We start from the raw sequence: 17,681 nt of genomic DNA on the forward strand, positions 1-17,681 counted from the left end.
AGGCCTTTGGCGGCAAGATCAATGCCAATTGGAACAAGGGCGTGATGACTTTTACTGTCAGCTTAAAATTGAAGAAGTAAGGAATAGGACTACTTGGTCCTATTTTTTCCGGAAAAAAGCTTAAAGATTGGTAAAGGCTGTCTTTTAGCAAAACAATTGATTATAGAGTAAAATATAATAGTTTGATAAGGCGAAAAGCCATCCCCAAATAACTTAATGAGGAGATATTAGAAAAAATGCAAGAGATCTATATCGTAGCTGCCAAGAGAACCCCTTTTGGCCGCTACCACAAGCAATTAGCTGACTTTACTGCCGTGGAACTGGGCGAAATCGCCCTGCGCGGGGCCTTGGCCGAAGCGGACTTAGACGCTGAAAGCCTGGACGCCCTCTTCATGGGCAATGTATTAGCAGCAGGCCTTGGCCAAAACATGGCCCGGCAGGTAGCCATCAACTCCGGGATGCGGCAAGACTCAGTTGCAACCAGTATCAACGAAGTCTGCGGGTCCAGCTTAAAGGCGGTCCGGTTAGCTGAAGCCCAAATGCTGATCGGGGACCTGGGCCTGGTGGCAGTCGGCGGCAGCGAAAGCATGTCTAACAGCCCTAAGGAATTAATGATGACTGACGGCCTGGTTGACTCTTTCTCTGGTCAGGCGATGGGCGTGACTGCCGAAAACGTGGCTAAGCGGAACCACGTATCACGTGAAGCTCAAGACGAATACAGCCTGAAGTCCCACCAAAAAGCAGTCAAGGCTTGGGAAGAGGGCCTTTTTGACGAGGAAGTAATCGTGATTGAAAAGGGCGAGGAAAAAATCGCTAAGGACGAAAATGTCCGTCCTGATACCTCCATGGAAGCCTTGGGCGGCCTCAAGACCGTCTTTGAAGAAAACGGCACGGTGACTGCCGGCAACGCTTCCCCAGTGACCGACGGGGCCAGCATGGTTATCCTGGCTACCAAGGAAAAGGTGGACGAATATGGCCTAAAGCCGCTTGCAAAATTGGGTGCCTACGCTGAAACTGGCTATGATCCAGAATTCATGGGCTACGGTCCTTATGTGGCCATCCAGAAGCTTTTGGCCAAGACCGGCCGGACCAAGGACGACTACGACTTCTTTGAAATCAACGAAGCCTTTGCCGCAACCAGCGTAGCGGTGATGCGGGACTTGGGTTTGGATGAAGACAAGGTCAACCAGCAAGGCGGCGCTATTGCCCTGGGCCACCCTCTTGGAGCTTCTGGCACGCGGCTGGTTGCAACCAGTGCCCGCCAAGTAGCTAGAGGCGCTAAGCGCGGGATCGCCAGTCTCTGCATCGGGGGCGGGCTGGCCATTGCTATGGAAATTGAGAAAGCATAGTGCAAAGTAGATGAAATTTTACCAGCTGCCGCCAACGGAGCGGCGGACAGAATTAGCCAAAGATGGTGCAGATCTATTAGATGTTGAGCCGGCAGAGCTGGAGCGTCTAAACGAGATGAGCGAAAACGTCGTTTCTGAAATCGTCTTGCCCTTGAGCGTGATCAAGGACGCCTTGGTCAACGGCAAAAAGTGGACCATCCCCATGGCAACAGAAGAAGCGTCCGTGGTGGCGGCGGCCAACCACGGCATGTCCGTTTTTAAAAAAGCGGGCGGGGTTACGGCAGAAAGCGACAGGACCGGCATCTATGGGCAGATTGTCTTAGAAGTCGGGGATGCTTTTTCGCTAAAAAACTTTGAGAAAGCCTTCCCAGACTACATTGCCTTGGCCAACCAGGAATTTGCCAGCCTGGTTCGCCACGGGGGCGGGCTAAAAGAGATTACGGCTGAGCAAAAGAGCCACTTGGTTTACCTTCTGGCCCTGGTCGACCCGGCAGAGGCCATGGGGGCCAACAAGGCCAACGCCATCTTGGAATTTTTGGCCAAAAAGATGGAATTTTTCCCAGATGTGACGGCAAAACTTTTTGCCATCTTGTCCAACTATCCCAGTCAAATTACGATGGCTAAGGTCAAGATTCCGGTTGACCTCCTAGGCAAAAGCCCGGAAGCCGGCCTGGCCGTCGCCCAAAAGATGGCGCTTCTGGCCAAAATTGGCGAAGAGGACGTCTACCGGGCGACGACTAATAACAAGGGGATCATGAACGGGGTGGACGCTGCCTTGATTGCGACGGGCAACGACTACCGTGCCGTGGAAGCGGCTAGTCACGCCTTGGCTGTTAAAAATGGCCGCTACGCCAGCCTCAGCCACTGGGCAGTAGACGGAAACTTTTTAACCGGGGAGGTCAAATTGCCGCTAGCCATCGGCGTTGTCGGTGGATCGATTTCGGCGCGTCCTGATATTAGACAAAGCTACTCTGTTTTAGGTAAAATAAAGGCTAAGGAACTGGCAGAATTAATTGCCAGCGTCGGATTAGCCAACAACTTTGCTGCCCTAAACGCCATTTCAACCAAGGGCATCCAGGCTGGGCATATGCGCCTTCAGTCCCGCAATGTCGCGATGAATTTAGATGCGACTGACGCAGAAAAAGAGGCCGTCTACCAGCTGATGATCAGCCAGCAAAAATATGGCGAGAGTGCAGCGGAAGATTTTTTGAAAGAATTGCGAGGAAAATAATTAATGGACATCGGTATTGATCAGATAGGTTTTTATACTCCTAATAAGTTTGTGGACATGGTGGACCTGGCCAACGCCAGAAACCAAGATCCTAACAAATTTTTGATCGGCATCGGCCAAGACAGAATGGCAGTCGCAGACAAGACCCAAGACGCAGTAGCCATGGGGATCAACGCGACGGCTGAATACCTGGACCAAGTCGACCTGGAGCAGCTAGGCTTATTGATCTTTGCGACGGAAAGCGGGATTGACCAATCCAAGTCAGCCTCACTTTTTGTAAAAGAAGCCCTGAACTTGCCAGTTAACATTCGTACTTTTGAAATCAAGGAAGCCTGCTTTGCCTTGACGGCCGCCTTGCAGGTGGCCCGGGACTACGTCCGCGCCCACCCGCACCACTCAGCCATGATCATCGGTAGCGACATCGCCAGATACGGATTAAACACTGCAGGCGAGGTCACTCAAGGTGCCGGCGCCATCAGCATGCTGATCAAGGAAAGCCCAGCCATCATCGCCTTAGAAGATGGCCACGCTTCCTACAGCGAAAACATCAACGACTTCTGGCGGCCAAACGGCAGCCCGGTGGCCATGGTGGATGGCCACTACAGCCGGGACGTCTACCTCGACTTTTTCAAGGAAACCTTTAAGGAATACCTTGCCCAAACCAAGCTCACGGTCAGCGACTTTGCCGGGATCTGCTACCACCTGCCTTATACCAAGATGGGCTTTAAGGCGCACCGGGTCGCCATCCAGGGGCAAGACGAAGAAACTGCTAAGCGCCTTAGCGACAACTTCCAATTGTCAGCCAAGTACAGCCGGCAGGTCGGCAACATCTACACGGCCAGCCTCTACATGTCCATCTTGAGCCTTTTGGAAAATGGGGACCTGGAAGCTGGCGACCGGATTGGCTTCTTCTCCTATGGCTCTGGTGCCATGGCAGAATTCTTCTCCGGCAAGGTGGTTGACGGCTACCAAAGACGTCTGCGGCCAGGCCTACACAAGCGGATGCTGCAAGAGCGGACCCGCCTGGGCATCGGCCAATACGAAGACATCTTCACGGAAGGCTTAGAAAACTTGCCTGAAAACGTTGAGTTTGAAAGCGACGCCAACCACGGCACCTGGTTCCTGGCCGGGCAAGAAGGGTATGTGCGCAAGTACCAACAAAAGTAAGATAGTAATCATCGTCAAATTTTTGAGAAAAAAGTCCTGCATTGCAGGGCTTTTTTCTTTGCCAAAGTTGAAAACGGTCTCTTTGAATGTTCGGCTTTTTATCTAATTTTTTATGTTAGAATGAAAAACGTTAATAGCACGATTATTGTTAAAAAGCAAAGAACTGAAAGAAGGCCAGACGGTGAAAACCGAAAGCACCGAGCAAGAATACCAACACCACTTGTCCCACCACCACCACATGCGGGTGCAGTGGGAAGAATTTTTCAAAAGCGACGACCAGACCAAGATCAAGGACGCAACCTTGATTGAGAAAAGCTCCATCATCTCTAGAGTCGGCATGATGATGCTGAGCTGCGGGACGGGGGCCTGGCGGGTTCGCGACGCCATGGACACCATGTCTAGAACCCTGGACTTGACCTGTTCAGCCGATATTGGCCTGATCACCATCACCTGCACCTACTTTGACGTAGACAATCAGTCTTATTCACAGAGTTTGTCTTTGCCAACGACCGGCGTCAACATGGCCAAGCTGAATGAGCTGGAGAAGTTCGTTCGCCAGTTTGAAGCAGGAGAAGGCGATTTTGCAATTAAAGACGTGAAAAAGCGTCTGGGTGAAATCGAGCACATGAAGGGGCGGTACCCACTGTGGGGGTCTAGTCTGGCAGCAGCCTTGGCCTGCGGCGGCTTTATTTTTCTCCTGGGCGGCGGCATCCCCGAAGTCGTCTGCGCCTTCATCGGCGCTGGTTGCGGACAGTTTGCCCGGGGGAGCCTCGGCAAAAAGAAGATTACGGTCGCTGCCACCACGGCGGTCGGCGTGGCTGCTGCTTGTTTGGCTTACTACCTGGCCTTTATGGTCTGCCACTTACTTTTTGGCTGGGGGATGCAGCACATGTACGGCTATATCGGCGCCATGCTCTTTGTTATTCCAGGTTTTCCCTTCATCACCAGCGGCCTGGACATGGCCAAGCTGGACATGCGCTCAGGCCTTGAGCGGCTCTGCTACGCCTTGATGATCATCTTGATTGCGACGGGCACCGGCTGGGTGACGGCGATCGTTTTGAACATCCACCCCGGTGACATGCCAAAACTGGGTCTGTCCACGGCGGCCTTGACGGCATTCCGCCTGCTGGCCAGCTTCTGCGGGGTCTTCGGCTTCTCGCTGATGTTCAACTCCCACCGGCGGATGGCGGCAGCGGCCGGGGTAGTAGGGGCCATTGCCAACACTCTGCGCCTTAGTTTAGTGGACTTTGGCCACTGGCCAGCGCCTTTAGCAGCCTTTTTGGCAGCCTTGCTGGCCGGCCTCATGGCCAGCTACGTCCGGGAAAAGGTTGGTTACCCGCGCATTGCTCTGACGGTGCCGTCCATCGTCATCATGGTGCCGGGGCTTTACATGTACCGGGGGATCTTTTTGCTGGCAGTCACCAACGTCGGCGGCGGGTCCACTTGGCTGGCGGAAGCCTTGATGCTGGTTATGTCCTTGCCGGCTGGGCTGCTTACCGCCCGGATCTTGACCGACAAGAAGTGGCGGAAGGTCGATTAATTTTTGGATAAAAATAAGGGAGACACCATTTGGTGTCTCCCTTTTTGCTTATTCCTTGATATCTGCGACCGTTGCCTTAACCAGCTTGATCAAATCAGCTGGCTTCACCAAGACGCTGCGGCCGACTTCGCCGCTTGAAACCCACATGCCGTCAGTGTCGTTAACGCTGGCATCCAGGTAGATCGGGTACTTCTTGGTGTGGTAGATTCCGATTGGGGTGTTGGCACCGTGGATGTAGCCCGTGGTCTTCTCCAGCTTTTTCAGTGGGATCATTTCGCACTTCTTGTTGCCTGAAACCTTGGCAATCTTCTTCATGTCCAGGTGCTGGTCAAGAGGAACGACGCCGACCAAGGGACCTGTCTTGTTGCCTTCTAGGGCCAGGGTCTTGTAAACTGGGTGGCCATCCAAAATGGGGTTGCCTAGACCTACTTGCGCCACGCCGTGGTCTTCTTTGATTTCGGAAATGTGCTGCTCATATGGAATCTTTTGCTGGTCTAAAATCTTTTCAACCAGCGTTTTGTCCAATTTATCTTTGTTCTTTTTCTTTTTTGACATTGTTATCACCGCTTTCCATGATACCATTTTAAGTGAAGATGCTAAAGAAAGAAGACTAGAAAATGAAATTACTTGCAATTACCATCGAAACCAGCTATGACGTTGAAGACGCCTTGAGCTACTACGCGACTGAAGACCTGCACGCCCTGGGCACCGAAGAACGCCGCCGGAGCGACTTTGAGCAAGCCGGCTGGTTGCATGATTCCACTGTTGTTGACATGGACGACATTCCAAACCTGCCAAAGGAGCTGGAATTCATCGCCTACTTTGACGAAGAACAAGACAAGGATGACTTGGTGAAAAAGTTCCAGGCTAAGCTGGCCGAACTAGCTGGCTATGGCCTGTCAACGGGCGAAGGGACCATCAAGACCAGCTACATTGCTGACCAAGACTGGAATACCGTTTGGCAAAAGTACTACCACGTCATTAACCTGTCTCGCCACCTGGCCATCGTGCCGGAATGGGAAGACTATACGCCGGCTTTTCCTGACCAAGAAATCATCAAGCTGGATCCAGGTCTGGCCTTTGGGACGGGCAACCACCAAACGACTCAATTGGCCATGTTGGGGATCGAACGGGCCATGGTCAAGCCACTATCTGTCGTTGACGTCGGCACTGGCTCCGGTATCTTGGCCATTGCCGCCCACAAATTGGGTGCCAAGTCCGTTTTGGGCACTGACATTTCTGATGAATCCATGACCGCTGCCAAGGAAAATGCCGGGCTTAACGGCTTTAACGACCTGGCCCTGCAAAAGACCAGCCTGCTAGCCGACGTTGACGGCAAGTTTGACCTGATCGTGGCCAACATCTTGGCCGAAATTTTGCTAGACCTGATTCCGCAATTAGACAGCCACTTGAACGACGATGGTCAAGTGATCTTCTCCGGGATCGACTACTTGCAACTGCCAAAAATCGAAGCAGCCCTTGACCAAAACGGCTTTAAGATCGACTTAAAGATGCGGGCCGGCCGCTGGATTGGCTTAGGGATCTCCAGAAAAGAAGACGAATAGCGAAAACTTGGTAAGAAGCGGCTTTTTGCGTTAAAATATAATAATACAATTAACTTAAACTTAGAAACTGGTGATCGCTGATGTCTAAATACGTTGAAATGACTCATGAAGAGGTAATGGCTGCCTGCAAAAAATACATGACGCCTGACCAATTGGCCTTTGTCGAGAGTGCCTACCAATTTGCGGCGCGCGCTCATGAGGGGCAAACCCGGGCTTCGGGTCAGCCTTATATTGTGCACCCGACCCAGGTTGCCGGGACCCTGGCCAATCTGGGCTTAGACCCAGACACGGTGGCGGCGGGCTTTTTGCATGACACGGTTGAAGATACGTCCGTAACCAATGATGATATCAAGGAAAAATTTGGTGCGGACGTGGCCTTCATCGTGGACGGGGTCACCAAGTTAAACAAGTATGAATATAAGTCCCACAAGGAATTCTTGGCAGAAAACCACCGAAAGATGCTGATTGCCATGGCCAAGGACCTCCGGGTCATCTTGGTGAAATTGGCCGACCGTTTGCACAACATGCACACCTTGGAACACCTCCGCCCTGACAAGCAGCGCCGGATTGCGGCCGAAACCCTGGACATCTATGCACCGCTAGCCGACCGGCTAGGTATCGGGACCATCAAGTGGGAACTGGAAGACATGTCCTTCCACTACATGAACCCAGATGAATACTACAAGATCGTCTCCATGATGGACGCTAAGAGAAGCGAACGTGAAGGCTACATCAAAGATGCCATCGACTACTTAAAGGGGACGCTTGACTCTTTGGGGATCGACTACGACATTTCTGGCCGGCCCAAGCACATTTACTCCATCTACAAAAAGATGGTCAACAAGCACAAGGACTTTAACGAAATCTACGACCTGTTAGCAGTCCGCGTGATTGTGCCAACGGTTAAGGACTGCTATGCCGTCTTGGGTGCGGTCCACACCAAGTGGAAGCCAATGCCAGGCCGGTTTAAGGACTATATCGCTATGCCGAAGGCTAACGGCTACCAGTCCCTGCACACGACCATCATTGGCCCTGGCGGCAAGCCCCTCGAAATCCAGATCCGGACCAAGGAAATGCACGAAGTGGCCGAATACGGTGTCGCTGCCCACTGGGCTTATAAGCGCGGCAACTTTGACGGCGTGGAAGCTAAAGAAGGCGGCGCCTTAGACATCGGCCGGGAAATTCTGGAATTGCAAAAAGAATCCAGCAACGCCGACGAATTCATGCAGGCCGTTCATTCAGATATTTTTTCTGACAAGGTTTACGTCTTTACGCCAAAAGGCGAAGTCTACGAGCTACCTAAGGGCTCAGTGACCCTGGACTTTGCCTACGCCATCCACACCCAAGTCGGCGACCACGCTATCGGCGCCAAGGTTAATGACAAATTGGTGCCGCTTGATTACAAGCTGAAAAACGGGGATGTCGTGGACATCTTGACCCAGTCTAACGCCCGGCCATCTCGTGACTGGGCCGAAATGGTCCAAACCTCTCGGGCCAAAAACAAGATTCGCCGCTACTTTAGAGATGTGGACCGGGAAGAAAGCGTAGCCCGCGGGCGTGAAGAACTGGTTGACCTTTTAAAGGACAATGGCTTGAGCGCCAAGGATTACCTGGACAAGGCCCACATCGACGAAGTCATCGAACATTTCAGCTTCAAGACCGACGAAGACATGTACGCCGCCATCGGCTTTGGCAATATGTCTGCCTTGTCCATTTATAACCGCTTAACGGCAGACCTCCGCCGCCAGCAAGAAGAAGAGAAGCAGCGAGAGTTTGAAGAGCGGATCATGAACGCCGGCCAGCAAGCAGCTGCTGCCTCCGTGATCAGTAAGCCGGCCCCTAGTCAAAATGACCAAAAAGCCAAGAATAAGGGCAAAAAGCCAGACAGTTTAGTCAGAGTGCAGGGCCTGGAAGACCTGGACCTCCACTTTGCCAAGTGCTGCAACCCTGTGCCAGGTGACCCAATCGTGGGCTACGTGACTAAGGGCCGGGGCGTGACCGTCCACCGGGCTGACTGCCGCAACGTTTTAAGTGCTGACCCAATTTCCAAGAGCCGGATGATCGACGTTGAGTGGAACAACATTGACGAAGGCAAGCAAACGGCCTTTAACGCCAACTTTGAGCTTTTTGGCTACAACCGGCCAAAGCTCTTGGCTGACGTCATCAACCGCTTGAACGCCTTGACCAAGAACATCACCAATGTTTCGGCCAGCGTCAACGAAGACAACATTGCCCACTTTTACATCACGGTCGAGGTCAAGAATGCGGCGCAATTAAATGACATCATGGCCAAGCTGCGGGACATTCCAGACGTTTACGACACTAAGAGAACGGATAATTAATTTTTGACAGGTAAAAAATGCGAGTAGTAATTCAAAGAGTCAACCATGCTAAAGTCACAGTTGACGGCGAAGTCACCGGCCAAATCGACAAGGGCTTCTTGCTCTTGGTCGGCTTGAAAGAGGGCGATGGGGCAGACCAGGTCCAAAAGGCCGCTGACAAGATCGCCAAGATGCGGATTTTTGAAGATGAAAACGGCAAGACCAACCTGGGCATCCAGGATGTGGGCGGGCAGATCCTGTCTGTTTCCCAGTTTACCCTCTTGGCTGATACCAAAAAGGGCAACCGGCCAAGCTTTGTCTCAGCCATGCGGCCGCCGCGGTCCAAAGAGCTCTGGGAAGACTTCAACCAGGCCTTAAGAGATCACGGCTTGCACGTTGAAACCGGGATCTTTGGGGCAGACATGAAGGTGGACCTGGAAAATGACGGCCCCTTCACCATCGTCTTAGACCTGTAGACTTTTTTTAAAATGAAAATATCCCCTTTGCCCCTTGAAAGTAGGGGCAAAACAGGATAAACTAGTTTTCAGAATTATCAATGACAAAGACTGAAGATAGCATGGCCCTTTTAGAGACTGTCCGTTTGGTGAAAGGACAGATGGCTGCTAGCTGTGACCCCTTTAACAGATAATGGTTCGTTTCGTCAGCGTTAATGACAGCAAGCAAAAGGTGGTACCGTGCTATTTTAGCGCCCTTGATTAAGTTCAAGGGCGCTTTTTAGTTAGTCAAGAAGAAGTAAAGGTGAAATAATGCGAGTTCAAAGACCAAAAGGCACCGTGGATATCCTGCCAGCAACGTCCAGTCAATGGGAAAAGGTAGAACAAACCGCGCGTGACCTGTTTAAGAGAGCCAACTACCGGGAAATCAGAACCCCAAGTTTTGAAAATTACGAACTGTTCTCCCGGTCATCCGGCGAAACCAGTGACGTGGTTGAAAAGGAAATGTACGACTTTAACGACAAGGGCGGTCGGCACATTGCCTTGCGCCCTGAAGGGACGGCCGGCGTCGTTCGGGCTTATGTGGAAAACAAGATCTATGGCCCTGACTATGTCAAGCCTTTTAACGTCTACTACATTGCCCCCATGTACCGCTATGAACGGCCTCAAGCTGGCCGCCAGCGGGAATTCCACCAAATCGGGGTGGAAAGCTTCGGCTCAAACGGCTACCTGGCAGATGTCGAAACCATCTTGCTGGGCCATGACCTGTTAGCAGAACTCGGCGTCAAGAACTACGAGCTCCACATCAACACTTTGGGCGACAGCGACGTCCGGGCTGCCTACCACGATGCCCTGGTCAACTACTTTACCCCAGTCAAGGACCAGTTGTCTGAAGACTCTCAAAGAAGACTTGATAAGAACCCATTGAGAATTTTGGACTCTAAGGCTGAAGAAGACCAAAAGTTCCTGCCAGATGCGCCAAAGATCCGGGAATACCTGGATGATGAATCCAAGGAAAACTTTGAAAAGATCCTGGCAACTTTGGACAAGCTGGGCGTCAAGTACGTAATCGACGACGACCTGGTGCGCGGGCTTGACTACTACACCGGCGTGATTTTTGAATTCATGGTTGATGACAAGAGCCTGTGGGCTAGCCCAAGCACGGTTTTAGGCGGGGGCCGCTACAACCACCTGGTTGAAGAATTTGATGGTCCAGAAACCCCAGCCGTCGGCTTTGGGATCGGGGAAGAGCGCTTGATGCTGGTTCTTTCTAAGCAAAACCCAGAAATGTTTGAAGACCGAGGCATCGACTTCTTCATCGCCAACATCGGTGAAGGCACTGACTTAAAGGCAGTGGAAGTTGCTAGAAAACTTAGAAGTCTCGGCTTCTCTGCTCAATACGACGTGGACCAAAAGAAGCTGAAGGCTCAATTTAGAAAGGCTGACCGGGTTAAGGCCAGCTACGTCATTACCCTGGGGGCCAAGGAAGTGGCTGAAGGCAAGCTGACCATTAAGCGTTTGAGCGACGGTGAGCAATTCAGCGCCAGCTTCGCAGATTTGGATGACAAAGAAGCCTTATTGGCAGTTTTAGGCAAATAAGGCACAAAGGAGTAAAACAAAGTTATGGAAAAAAGAACTGATTACTGCGGCAATATTACCAGCAAGTACCTGGGCCAAGAAGTCCTGCTTTACGGCTGGGTACAAAGAGTTAGAAACCTGGGTCAATTGATCTTCATCGACTTGCGCGACCGAGAAGGCATCGTGCAAGTCGTGGTCAACCACGACTCTGGCAAGGACTTGATGGATGCTGCTGCTTCTCTTGGCGCAGAATACGTTGTTGAAGTTAAGGGTCAAGTCAACGAACGTGCAAGCAAGAACCCAGACATGAAGACTGGTGACGTTGAAGTCATTGCCAGCGAAATCACCGTTTTGAACAAGGCTAAGACCCCGCCATTTGAAATCAAGGATGACGTGGTGGCCAGTGAACAAACTCGGCTCAAGTACCGCTACTTGGACCTGCGCCGGCCAAGCCTGCAAAACGCATTGATCCAAAGAGCCAAGATCATGACCGCTACTAACGCATATCTGAGCGGTGAAGGCTTCATCAACATTGAAACCCCAGACCTGGGCAAGTCAACGCCAGAAGGGGCTCGTGACTACTTGGTGCCATCCCGGGTTTACCCAGGTTCCTTCTACGCTCTGCCTCAGTCACCGCAGCTTTTCAAGCAGCTCTTGATGGGTGCCGGCTTTGACAAGTACTACCAGATCGCTCGCTGCTTTAGAGATGAAGACCTCCGGGGCGACCGGCAACCAGAATTTACCCAGATCGACCTTGAAACTTCCTTCATGGACGAAGAAGGGGTTCAAGAAGTGACTGAAGGGCTGCTCCAAAAGGTCATGAAGGACGTGAAGGGCATTGACTTAAAGTTGCCACTTCCTCGGATCACTTGGCAAGATGCCATGGACAAGTACGGCTGTGACAAGCCAGACACCCGTTACGAAATGCTGATCCACGACTTGAAGGACGTCTTTGCTAACTCCGGCTTCAAGGTCTTCAAGGGCGCCTTAGAAAACGGCGGCTTCGTTCGCGGGATTGCCGTCAAGGGCGGGGCTAAGTTCTACTCCCGCAAGAAGATCGACGCCATGCAAGACTACATCAAGCGTTACCACGCTAAGGGCCTGGCTTGGGTGAAGTACGAAGATGGCGAATTTTCAGGTCCAGTTTCCCGCTTCTTAAGCGACGACGAAAAGAGCGGCTTGGTTCAGGAATTTGCCTTGGAAGGCGGGGAACTTTTGCTCTTCATCGCTGACCAATGGAAGGTCTGCTGCGACTCTCTTAACTACCTCCGCCGGCAAACGGCCAAGGAAACGGGCATTATCCCAGAAGACACTTACAACTACCTCTGGGTGGTAGACTGGCCATTATTTGAATACGACGAAGGCGACGGCCGTTGGATCGCTGCCCACCACCCATTCACCATGCCAGACGACAAGGGGATCGAACTGCTGGAAACTGAACCTCACAAGGCTCACGCTAGAAGCTACGACATCGTTTTGAACGGCTACGAACTGGGTGGCGGCTCCATCCGGATCCACAAGCGCGACATTCAAGAAAAGATGTTCAAGGCTTTGGGCTTCACCAAGGAAAGAGCCTACGAACAATTCGGCTTCTTGTTGGATGCCTTGGACATGGGCTTCCCACCTCACGCCGGGCTGGCCATCGGTCTTGACCGCTTTGCTATGCTTTTGGCCGGCAAGGACAACATCCGTGACGTGATCGCCTTCCCTAAGAACGCTAGCGCCAGTGAACCAATGATGCACGCTCCAAGTCCAGTTGCTGACCAACAATTGGCGGACCTGGAAATCGAAGTTGCTGCCTCTGCTAAAGACGGCGTAGCTAAGTATGAAGCCAGTCTGGAAAAAGAAGCTGAAGACGACATCAAGGCTCACGAAGAATAAGCATTGATTTAGTAATCAGTCTTTAAAAAGTGATACAAAAAAGGATTAAATCCAATTTGGATTTAATCCTTTTTCTTTTGCTATTTGCTTAAATTTTAGTCTGCGTCGTCAGTTGTGGTGTCGTCCGTTTCTTCTGGCAGGTCAGCCGTGTTGTTGGTCGTGTCCGTGGTGGTTGACTTGGTGCTGGACTTGCTGGTAGTAGTGGACTTAGAAGTGCTTGGCGTGTAGGTGCTGTAGCTCTTTGACTTGGATGAGCTAGTGGTGCCAGTGGAATTACTGTTGTTGTTGTAATTGTAGTTGTAGTTATAGTTGTAGCTCTTAGTTGAACTAGACTTCTTGCTGCTGGACTTCTTAGAAGACTGACTGTAGGAGTATTTACTTGAAGAAGATGATGAGTCAGAGCTGGAAGATTTTGAGCCTGAACTTGAGCTAGATGATGATTCGCTTGAAGCTAATTCGTCCAAATCAGCTTCAGATTGCTTCTTTGACTTCTTCTTAGTGGTCTTTTTCTTGCTTGAAGTCTTCTTGGAAGATTCTGAGCTGGACTCGTCTTTGTCCTTGCTGGAGGACTTGGAGTAGACCTTGTAGGTCTTAGAGCCAGCCGCACTTGATTCGGTCTTTTGACCAGTAGTTTGATGGTGGAAGACAGCAGCACCAACTAAAACGACTTCCACAGCTAAAATTGCCCATAAAGATTTGCGCATTTCTTTTTTCTCCTCGGTATAATTATCTAATCTTAAGTATATCACGGTCTCTAGTGCTTTTTGAGTTTGAAATACTTTTGTAAAAAGAAATTTCCTTTTAACTTACTTAGACCCGTTTCAGGTATAATAAAGAAAAAGTGTAAGCGAATTTTTGGCAAAAATAATAAGTTAAAACATAGAAAAAGGGAACAAGAAAAGAGGGGAAAAATCATGAGAAAGCAAATGCAGGCAAGACTTACTCTCAGTCTCTTCCTGGCCTTATTTTTATTCTTATGTCTGCCGAAAAAGGTTCTGGCAGACTACGACCTGACCAAGATGAACGTGCAAGCCGTAGTCAACAGCGACGGCAGCTTGTCCATGACCCGGCAGATCGACTACGATTTTGACGATGAGGCAAACGGCGTCTACTACACGCAAAATCTGAACTCTGACCAAAAAGTAACGAGCCAAAGCGTTCAAATTAAAGATCTAGCGACTGGTAAAACAGTGACGCCGAAGCTAAACAATAGCGCAGATTCTGGCAATGTTTACCACTTTACTAAGAGTAGCAACTCTTACAAGTTTAAGGTCTACCACCACGTGGACGAAGGCAAGATCCGGGTGATTTACCGCTACAAAATTACAAAAGCAATTACCACTTATGATGATGCCTCTGAGCTTAACTTCAAGATCATTGGTGATGGCTGGGATCAAGAGATTAGCAAGGTAACGGCCTCGGTTGTCTTTCAAAAGCCGAACCTGTCCTTCTTAAAGGGCTGGGTTCACACCAATACCAGTGGAAATTTGGAGGTAAACAAGGAAAAAGGGCAGGTTACGGCTACAGTAGCGAAACTGCCAGAAAATACTTTTTTGGAAATGCACATCCTGTTTCCAAATAGCTTGACTGCCGAAAATACTAAGAAAAAATCCGGCGAAATTATGGCTAAGACGGTGGGGCAGGAAAAGCAGCTGGCTAAAGAAACGGCTGCCAAGCAAAAACAGAAAAAGAGGCTAGAAAAAATTGGTCTAGTCGTCTTAAGCCTCTTGCCTCTCCTGGGTCTGCCAATCTTCTTCAAGGCTAAGAACCAGGGGGCAGTCGTCCGCTCTAAAAAGGAGATTGGCCACAACTACGAAATTCCGCCTTATAGTCCGGCGGTCGCCCAAAGCCTGGTGACCGGGGATGATCCTGACGCCAAGGCTCTGGCTGGGGAATTAGCCTTGAAAGCGGGGCACAAGGAAATCACCATTGAACCGTTAAACAAGGGCAAGGACTTCTGCTACACCAAGACTGACAAGTACCAAGGCAACGTCAAGCTGATCAACCAGCTCTTTAAGGGGGCTGGTGACGGGACTACTTTTACTAGTAAGGGCTTGAAAAACTATGGTAAAAAGGGCAAGCTGGAAAAGAAGGTCAATGCTTGGCAAGAGGCCTGCGAGGACCAGATCAAAAAGCAGTTTGTTGATCCAAATTTGCGCAAGAAGAAGGACAGCTTAGAAGTTGCCGCGGTGCTCTTGTTTGGGGCAGAAATCATCTTAACGATTTTGGGCTTCTTTACTTATGACTACTATACCATGAGTCTGCTACTCGTCCTCCTTTGGGAAGTCCTGGCAGCTCTGCCAGTGATCATCCGCATCAAGAACTTTTCCGTTTTAACTGAAAAGGGTAAAGAAGCCATAGAACAGGCCATGGGCTTTAAGAACATGCTGGACGACATTGGCCAGTTCAAGCTGCGGGACGTGGGTGAACTCACCCTTTGGGAAGAGATCATGCCCTACGCTGTAGCCTTTGGTTTGGCCAAGAAGGTCTTGAAGCAGATGAAGGTTGAATTTGCCAGCGAAATCGACGCTAGCCCAATCGCTTACTACTACTACGGCAATAGCTATGGCATGTTCGCAACCAGCTTTGAGTCGAGCTTTAGCCGGGCCCTGGCTGACTCTAGCGGCGGCAGCAGCTCCTTTTCGGCAACGTCTGTTTCTAGCGGCGGCTTTGGTGGCGGCTCAGGTGGCGGGGCCTTTTAGCCAATCTAATCAGAAACGCAAGAAAATCTGCGTTAAAATAGAAACAACGTAAGTATTACCAAGCACTTTTTCTTTACAAGACAAGGGATGGAAACTATGGAAGTTACTTTATGGCAAAAATTTAAAAACAACCTGCATTTAAGGCGATCTGCGGTCCTATTGGCCATCATCTTGATCCTTTACCTAGTGCGGTCAATGATGAACACGATTCTCCTCACCTTTATTTTTACCTACTTGATCGTTCACCTGATCAAGTCCGTGCAAAAGCATTTTAGCAAGATTCCCAGCAAGCTGATCGTGGCCGCCACTTATCTTGTATTGATCGCCTTGATCTACCTGGCGGCCCGCTACTACGTGCCGGTCTTGGTCAAGCAGATCACCAAGATGACCAAGTCGGTCATTGCCTTTTACCAAAGCGACGACGTGGGCTGGCTGATGAGCCAGGTGCATAAGTACGTGTCAGACAAGACCATTTCAGCCCAGGCCAAAAATAGCCTAACGGCCATTACGGCGGCCCTCAAGGGCTTTGGCTCAGTCGCCATGTCCTTCTTCATGGCCTTAGTCCTCAGCTTCTTTTACACGATTGAGCTGGACGACATGAGCCGCTTTACCCGGTCCTTTTTAAAAAGTGACCTGTGCGGCTGGCTGTTTGACGACATCTACTACTTTGGCTACAAGTTTACCAACACCTTTGGGGTGGTTTTGCAGGCACAATTCTTGATCGCTCTTTGCAACACCGGCTTAACCATGATCTGCCTGGCCATCATGAAGATGCCGCAGGTCTTTGCGCTAGGCTTGATGGTCTTCATCTGCAGCCTGGTGCCGGTCGCCGGGGTGATCATTTCGCTCATCCCTTTGTCCATCGTGGCCTATTCAGTTGGCGGGATCACCGACGTGATCTACATCTTGATCATGATCCTGGTCTTGCACACCCTGGAAACTTATATCTTGAACCCCAAGTTCATGTCCAGCAAGACGGAACTGCCGATTTTTTACACCTTCGTGGTGCTGCTCTTAGGTGAACACTTCTTTGGCACCTGGGGCTTGATCGTCGGCGTGCCGATCTTCACCTTCTTCTTAGATATTTTGGGCGTCAAGAGCACTGAGAAAAAGCAGCTGCCGATCAAGAAGTTGCAAAAAAAGGTTGTCTTGAAGCGAAAATAACTTATCGCTGAATCCAGTAAAATCGTAAACAAAAAGGTTTCAAATCTTTGTTGATTTGAAACCTTTTCTTTTGGTCAAAAAATATTAGAAGTTAGCATTCTTGGCTACCAGCTTGCCATTTTGGAAGGTGACATAGATGCTGGTGCTGGTGTCAGACTTGATGTCGCTGGTGTAAAGCCACAAAACCGCATTGGTCTTGCCGTAGTTAGAAACGGAGTAGCCATTTGGCTTGCCCAGCTTCTGTTCTACTTGAGCCTGGGTCATGTTCTTGGTCAAGGACTTGTAGTCAGCTTGGGTGATTTTCTTGGCCCGATTGACCTTTAGACCAGTAATCTGCTTGGCGATGGCCACGCCATTGGCGAATTCAACGGCGATGTTGGAACCATTAGTGCCGCCCTTGATCCCTTCCCAGGTGTAGATGGTGGCCTTCAGCTTCTTGACCGTGGCCTTGCTCAGGGAATCAGCGTTGCGGCCAAAAAGGGTGATGACTTCGGCTGGGGTAGAGCCGGTCTTTTCCACGACCTTGATCTTGTTGAAGTTGGCCAGGGTCAGCTTGTTTTCGTCGCTAGACTTCTTAACCAGGTTGGAGCTGGACAAGGAGCTGGCAGCCTTTTTGATGCTGGACGTGCTGGCTGACTTATTGCTGGACTTGGAGCAGCCAGTTAGCAGCAACAGCCCGCAGGCCAGAAAGGTTAATAAACTTTTTGTTTTGATCTTTTTCAAAAATC

The 17,681-nt window shown here is 50.5% G+C and carries 14 protein-coding genes; 11 read left to right on the plus strand and 3 right to left on the minus strand.

Annotated elements, in window-relative coordinates:
• The first annotated feature begins 236 nt into the window (after positions 1-236).
• The 4 genes from ACI4WN_RS03350 (at position 237) to ACI4WN_RS03365 (ending at position 5,287) form a co-directional block, all read left to right on the plus strand.
• A complete protein-coding gene (locus tag ACI4WN_RS03350; protein WP_439776954.1) occupies positions 237-1,349 on the plus strand; it encodes a thiolase family protein in 1,113 nt (370 codons plus the stop codon).
• A 10-nt stretch (positions 1,350-1,359) separates the two neighbouring features.
• Positions 1,360-2,580: a hydroxymethylglutaryl-CoA reductase gene (locus ACI4WN_RS03355; RefSeq protein WP_439776955.1), complete on the plus strand. Its 1,221-nt coding sequence runs from the start codon at positions 1,360-1,362 to the stop codon at positions 2,578-2,580.
• A gap of 3 nt (positions 2,581-2,583) precedes the next feature.
• Positions 2,584-3,747, plus strand: a complete 1,164-nt coding sequence (locus tag ACI4WN_RS03360; protein WP_439776956.1) for a hydroxymethylglutaryl-CoA synthase — start codon at positions 2,584-2,586, stop codon at positions 3,745-3,747.
• 181 nt (positions 3,748-3,928) lie between these two features.
• Complete coding sequence (locus ACI4WN_RS03365) at positions 3,929-5,287, plus strand: threonine/serine ThrE exporter family protein (RefSeq protein WP_439776957.1); 1,359 nt, start codon at positions 3,929-3,931, stop codon at positions 5,285-5,287.
• Positions 5,288-5,335: 48 nt separating this feature from the next.
• On the opposite strand, the gene ACI4WN_RS03370 is transcribed toward ACI4WN_RS03365, so the two are convergent.
• Positions 5,336-5,842 (minus strand): aminoacyl-tRNA deacylase, encoded by a 507-nt coding sequence (locus ACI4WN_RS03370; RefSeq protein WP_439776958.1) that lies wholly within the window; start codon positions 5,840-5,842, stop codon positions 5,336-5,338.
• A 62-nt stretch (positions 5,843-5,904) separates the two neighbouring features.
• Here ACI4WN_RS03370 and prmA point away from each other — a divergent pair, with 62 nt between their 5' ends.
• The 5 genes from prmA to aspS all read left to right on the plus strand — a co-directional run bounded on the left by prmA (position 5,905) and on the right by aspS (position 13,087).
• The gene (gene prmA / locus ACI4WN_RS03375) at positions 5,905-6,852 is read left to right on the plus strand and encodes a 50S ribosomal protein L11 methyltransferase (RefSeq protein ID WP_439776959.1); all 948 of its coding nucleotides are present in this window, start codon (positions 5,905-5,907) and stop codon (positions 6,850-6,852) included.
• An 80-nt stretch (positions 6,853-6,932) separates the two neighbouring features.
• On the plus strand, positions 6,933-9,194 hold the full coding sequence (locus ACI4WN_RS03380) for a RelA/SpoT family protein (RefSeq protein WP_439776960.1): 2,262 nt from the start codon (positions 6,933-6,935) through the stop codon (positions 9,192-9,194).
• Between the two features lie 17 nt (positions 9,195-9,211).
• Complete coding sequence (dtd, locus tag ACI4WN_RS03385; RefSeq protein WP_439776961.1) at positions 9,212-9,649, plus strand: D-aminoacyl-tRNA deacylase; 438 nt, start codon at positions 9,212-9,214, stop codon at positions 9,647-9,649.
• A gap of 291 nt (positions 9,650-9,940) precedes the next feature.
• A complete protein-coding gene (gene hisS / locus ACI4WN_RS03390; protein WP_439776962.1) occupies positions 9,941-11,227 on the plus strand; it encodes a histidine--tRNA ligase in 1,287 nt (428 codons plus the stop codon).
• 24 nt (positions 11,228-11,251) lie between these two features.
• Positions 11,252-13,087, plus strand: a complete 1,836-nt coding sequence (aspS, locus tag ACI4WN_RS03395; RefSeq protein ID WP_439776963.1) for an aspartate--tRNA ligase — start codon at positions 11,252-11,254, stop codon at positions 13,085-13,087.
• A gap of 95 nt (positions 13,088-13,182) precedes the next feature.
• Here aspS and ACI4WN_RS03400 read toward each other — a convergent pair whose 3' ends face one another.
• Positions 13,183-13,791: a hypothetical protein gene (locus ACI4WN_RS03400; RefSeq protein ID WP_439776964.1), complete on the minus strand. Its 609-nt coding sequence runs from the start codon at positions 13,789-13,791 to the stop codon at positions 13,183-13,185.
• Positions 13,792-14,001: 210 nt separating this feature from the next.
• Here ACI4WN_RS03400 and ACI4WN_RS03405 point away from each other — a divergent pair, with 210 nt between their 5' ends.
• Both ACI4WN_RS03405 and ACI4WN_RS03410 read left to right on the plus strand, forming a co-directional pair.
• A complete protein-coding gene (locus ACI4WN_RS03405; protein ID WP_439776965.1) occupies positions 14,002-15,789 on the plus strand; it encodes a DUF2207 family protein in 1,788 nt (595 codons plus the stop codon).
• A 96-nt stretch (positions 15,790-15,885) separates the two neighbouring features.
• A complete protein-coding gene (locus ACI4WN_RS03410; RefSeq protein ID WP_439776966.1) occupies positions 15,886-16,953 on the plus strand; it encodes an AI-2E family transporter in 1,068 nt (355 codons plus the stop codon).
• Positions 16,954-17,037: 84 nt separating this feature from the next.
• On the opposite strand, the gene ACI4WN_RS03415 is transcribed toward ACI4WN_RS03410, so the two are convergent.
• Positions 17,038-17,676: a DUF3862 domain-containing protein gene (locus tag ACI4WN_RS03415; protein WP_412131281.1), complete on the minus strand. Its 639-nt coding sequence runs from the start codon at positions 17,674-17,676 to the stop codon at positions 17,038-17,040.
• Positions 17,677-17,681: the final 5 nt, after the last annotated feature.

The organism is Lactobacillus sp. (assembly GCF_051893255.1).
Lineage (GTDB): Bacteria > Bacillota > Bacilli > Lactobacillales > Lactobacillaceae > Lactobacillus.

Excerpts from the sequence above, each read along its gene's own strand:
- ACI4WN_RS03355 (WP_439776955.1), top strand. The coding sequence starts at position 1,360 with ATGAAATTTTACCAGCTGCCGCCAACGGAGCGGCGGACAGAATTAGCC.
- ACI4WN_RS03405 (WP_439776965.1), top strand. The coding sequence starts at position 14,002 with ATGAGAAAGCAAATGCAGGCAAGACTTACTCTCAGTCTCTTCCTGGCC.
- ACI4WN_RS03370 (WP_439776958.1), bottom strand. The coding sequence starts at position 5,842 with ATGTCAAAAAAGAAAAAGAACAAAGATAAATTGGACAAAACGCTGGTT.
- ACI4WN_RS03380 (WP_439776960.1), top strand. The coding sequence starts at position 6,933 with ATGTCTAAATACGTTGAAATGACTCATGAAGAGGTAATGGCTGCCTGC.
- prmA (WP_439776959.1), top strand. The coding sequence starts at position 5,905 with ATGAAATTACTTGCAATTACCATCGAAACCAGCTATGACGTTGAAGAC.
- ACI4WN_RS03400 (WP_439776964.1), bottom strand. The coding sequence starts at position 13,791 with ATGCGCAAATCTTTATGGGCAATTTTAGCTGTGGAAGTCGTTTTAGTT.
- aspS (WP_439776963.1), top strand. The coding sequence starts at position 11,252 with ATGGAAAAAAGAACTGATTACTGCGGCAATATTACCAGCAAGTACCTG.
- dtd (WP_439776961.1), top strand. The coding sequence starts at position 9,212 with ATGCGAGTAGTAATTCAAAGAGTCAACCATGCTAAAGTCACAGTTGAC.
- hisS (WP_439776962.1), top strand. The coding sequence starts at position 9,941 with ATGCGAGTTCAAAGACCAAAAGGCACCGTGGATATCCTGCCAGCAACG.
- ACI4WN_RS03410 (WP_439776966.1), top strand. The coding sequence starts at position 15,886 with ATGGAAGTTACTTTATGGCAAAAATTTAAAAACAACCTGCATTTAAGG.
- ACI4WN_RS03350 (WP_439776954.1), top strand. The coding sequence starts at position 237 with ATGCAAGAGATCTATATCGTAGCTGCCAAGAGAACCCCTTTTGGCCGC.
- ACI4WN_RS03360 (WP_439776956.1), top strand. The coding sequence starts at position 2,584 with ATGGACATCGGTATTGATCAGATAGGTTTTTATACTCCTAATAAGTTT.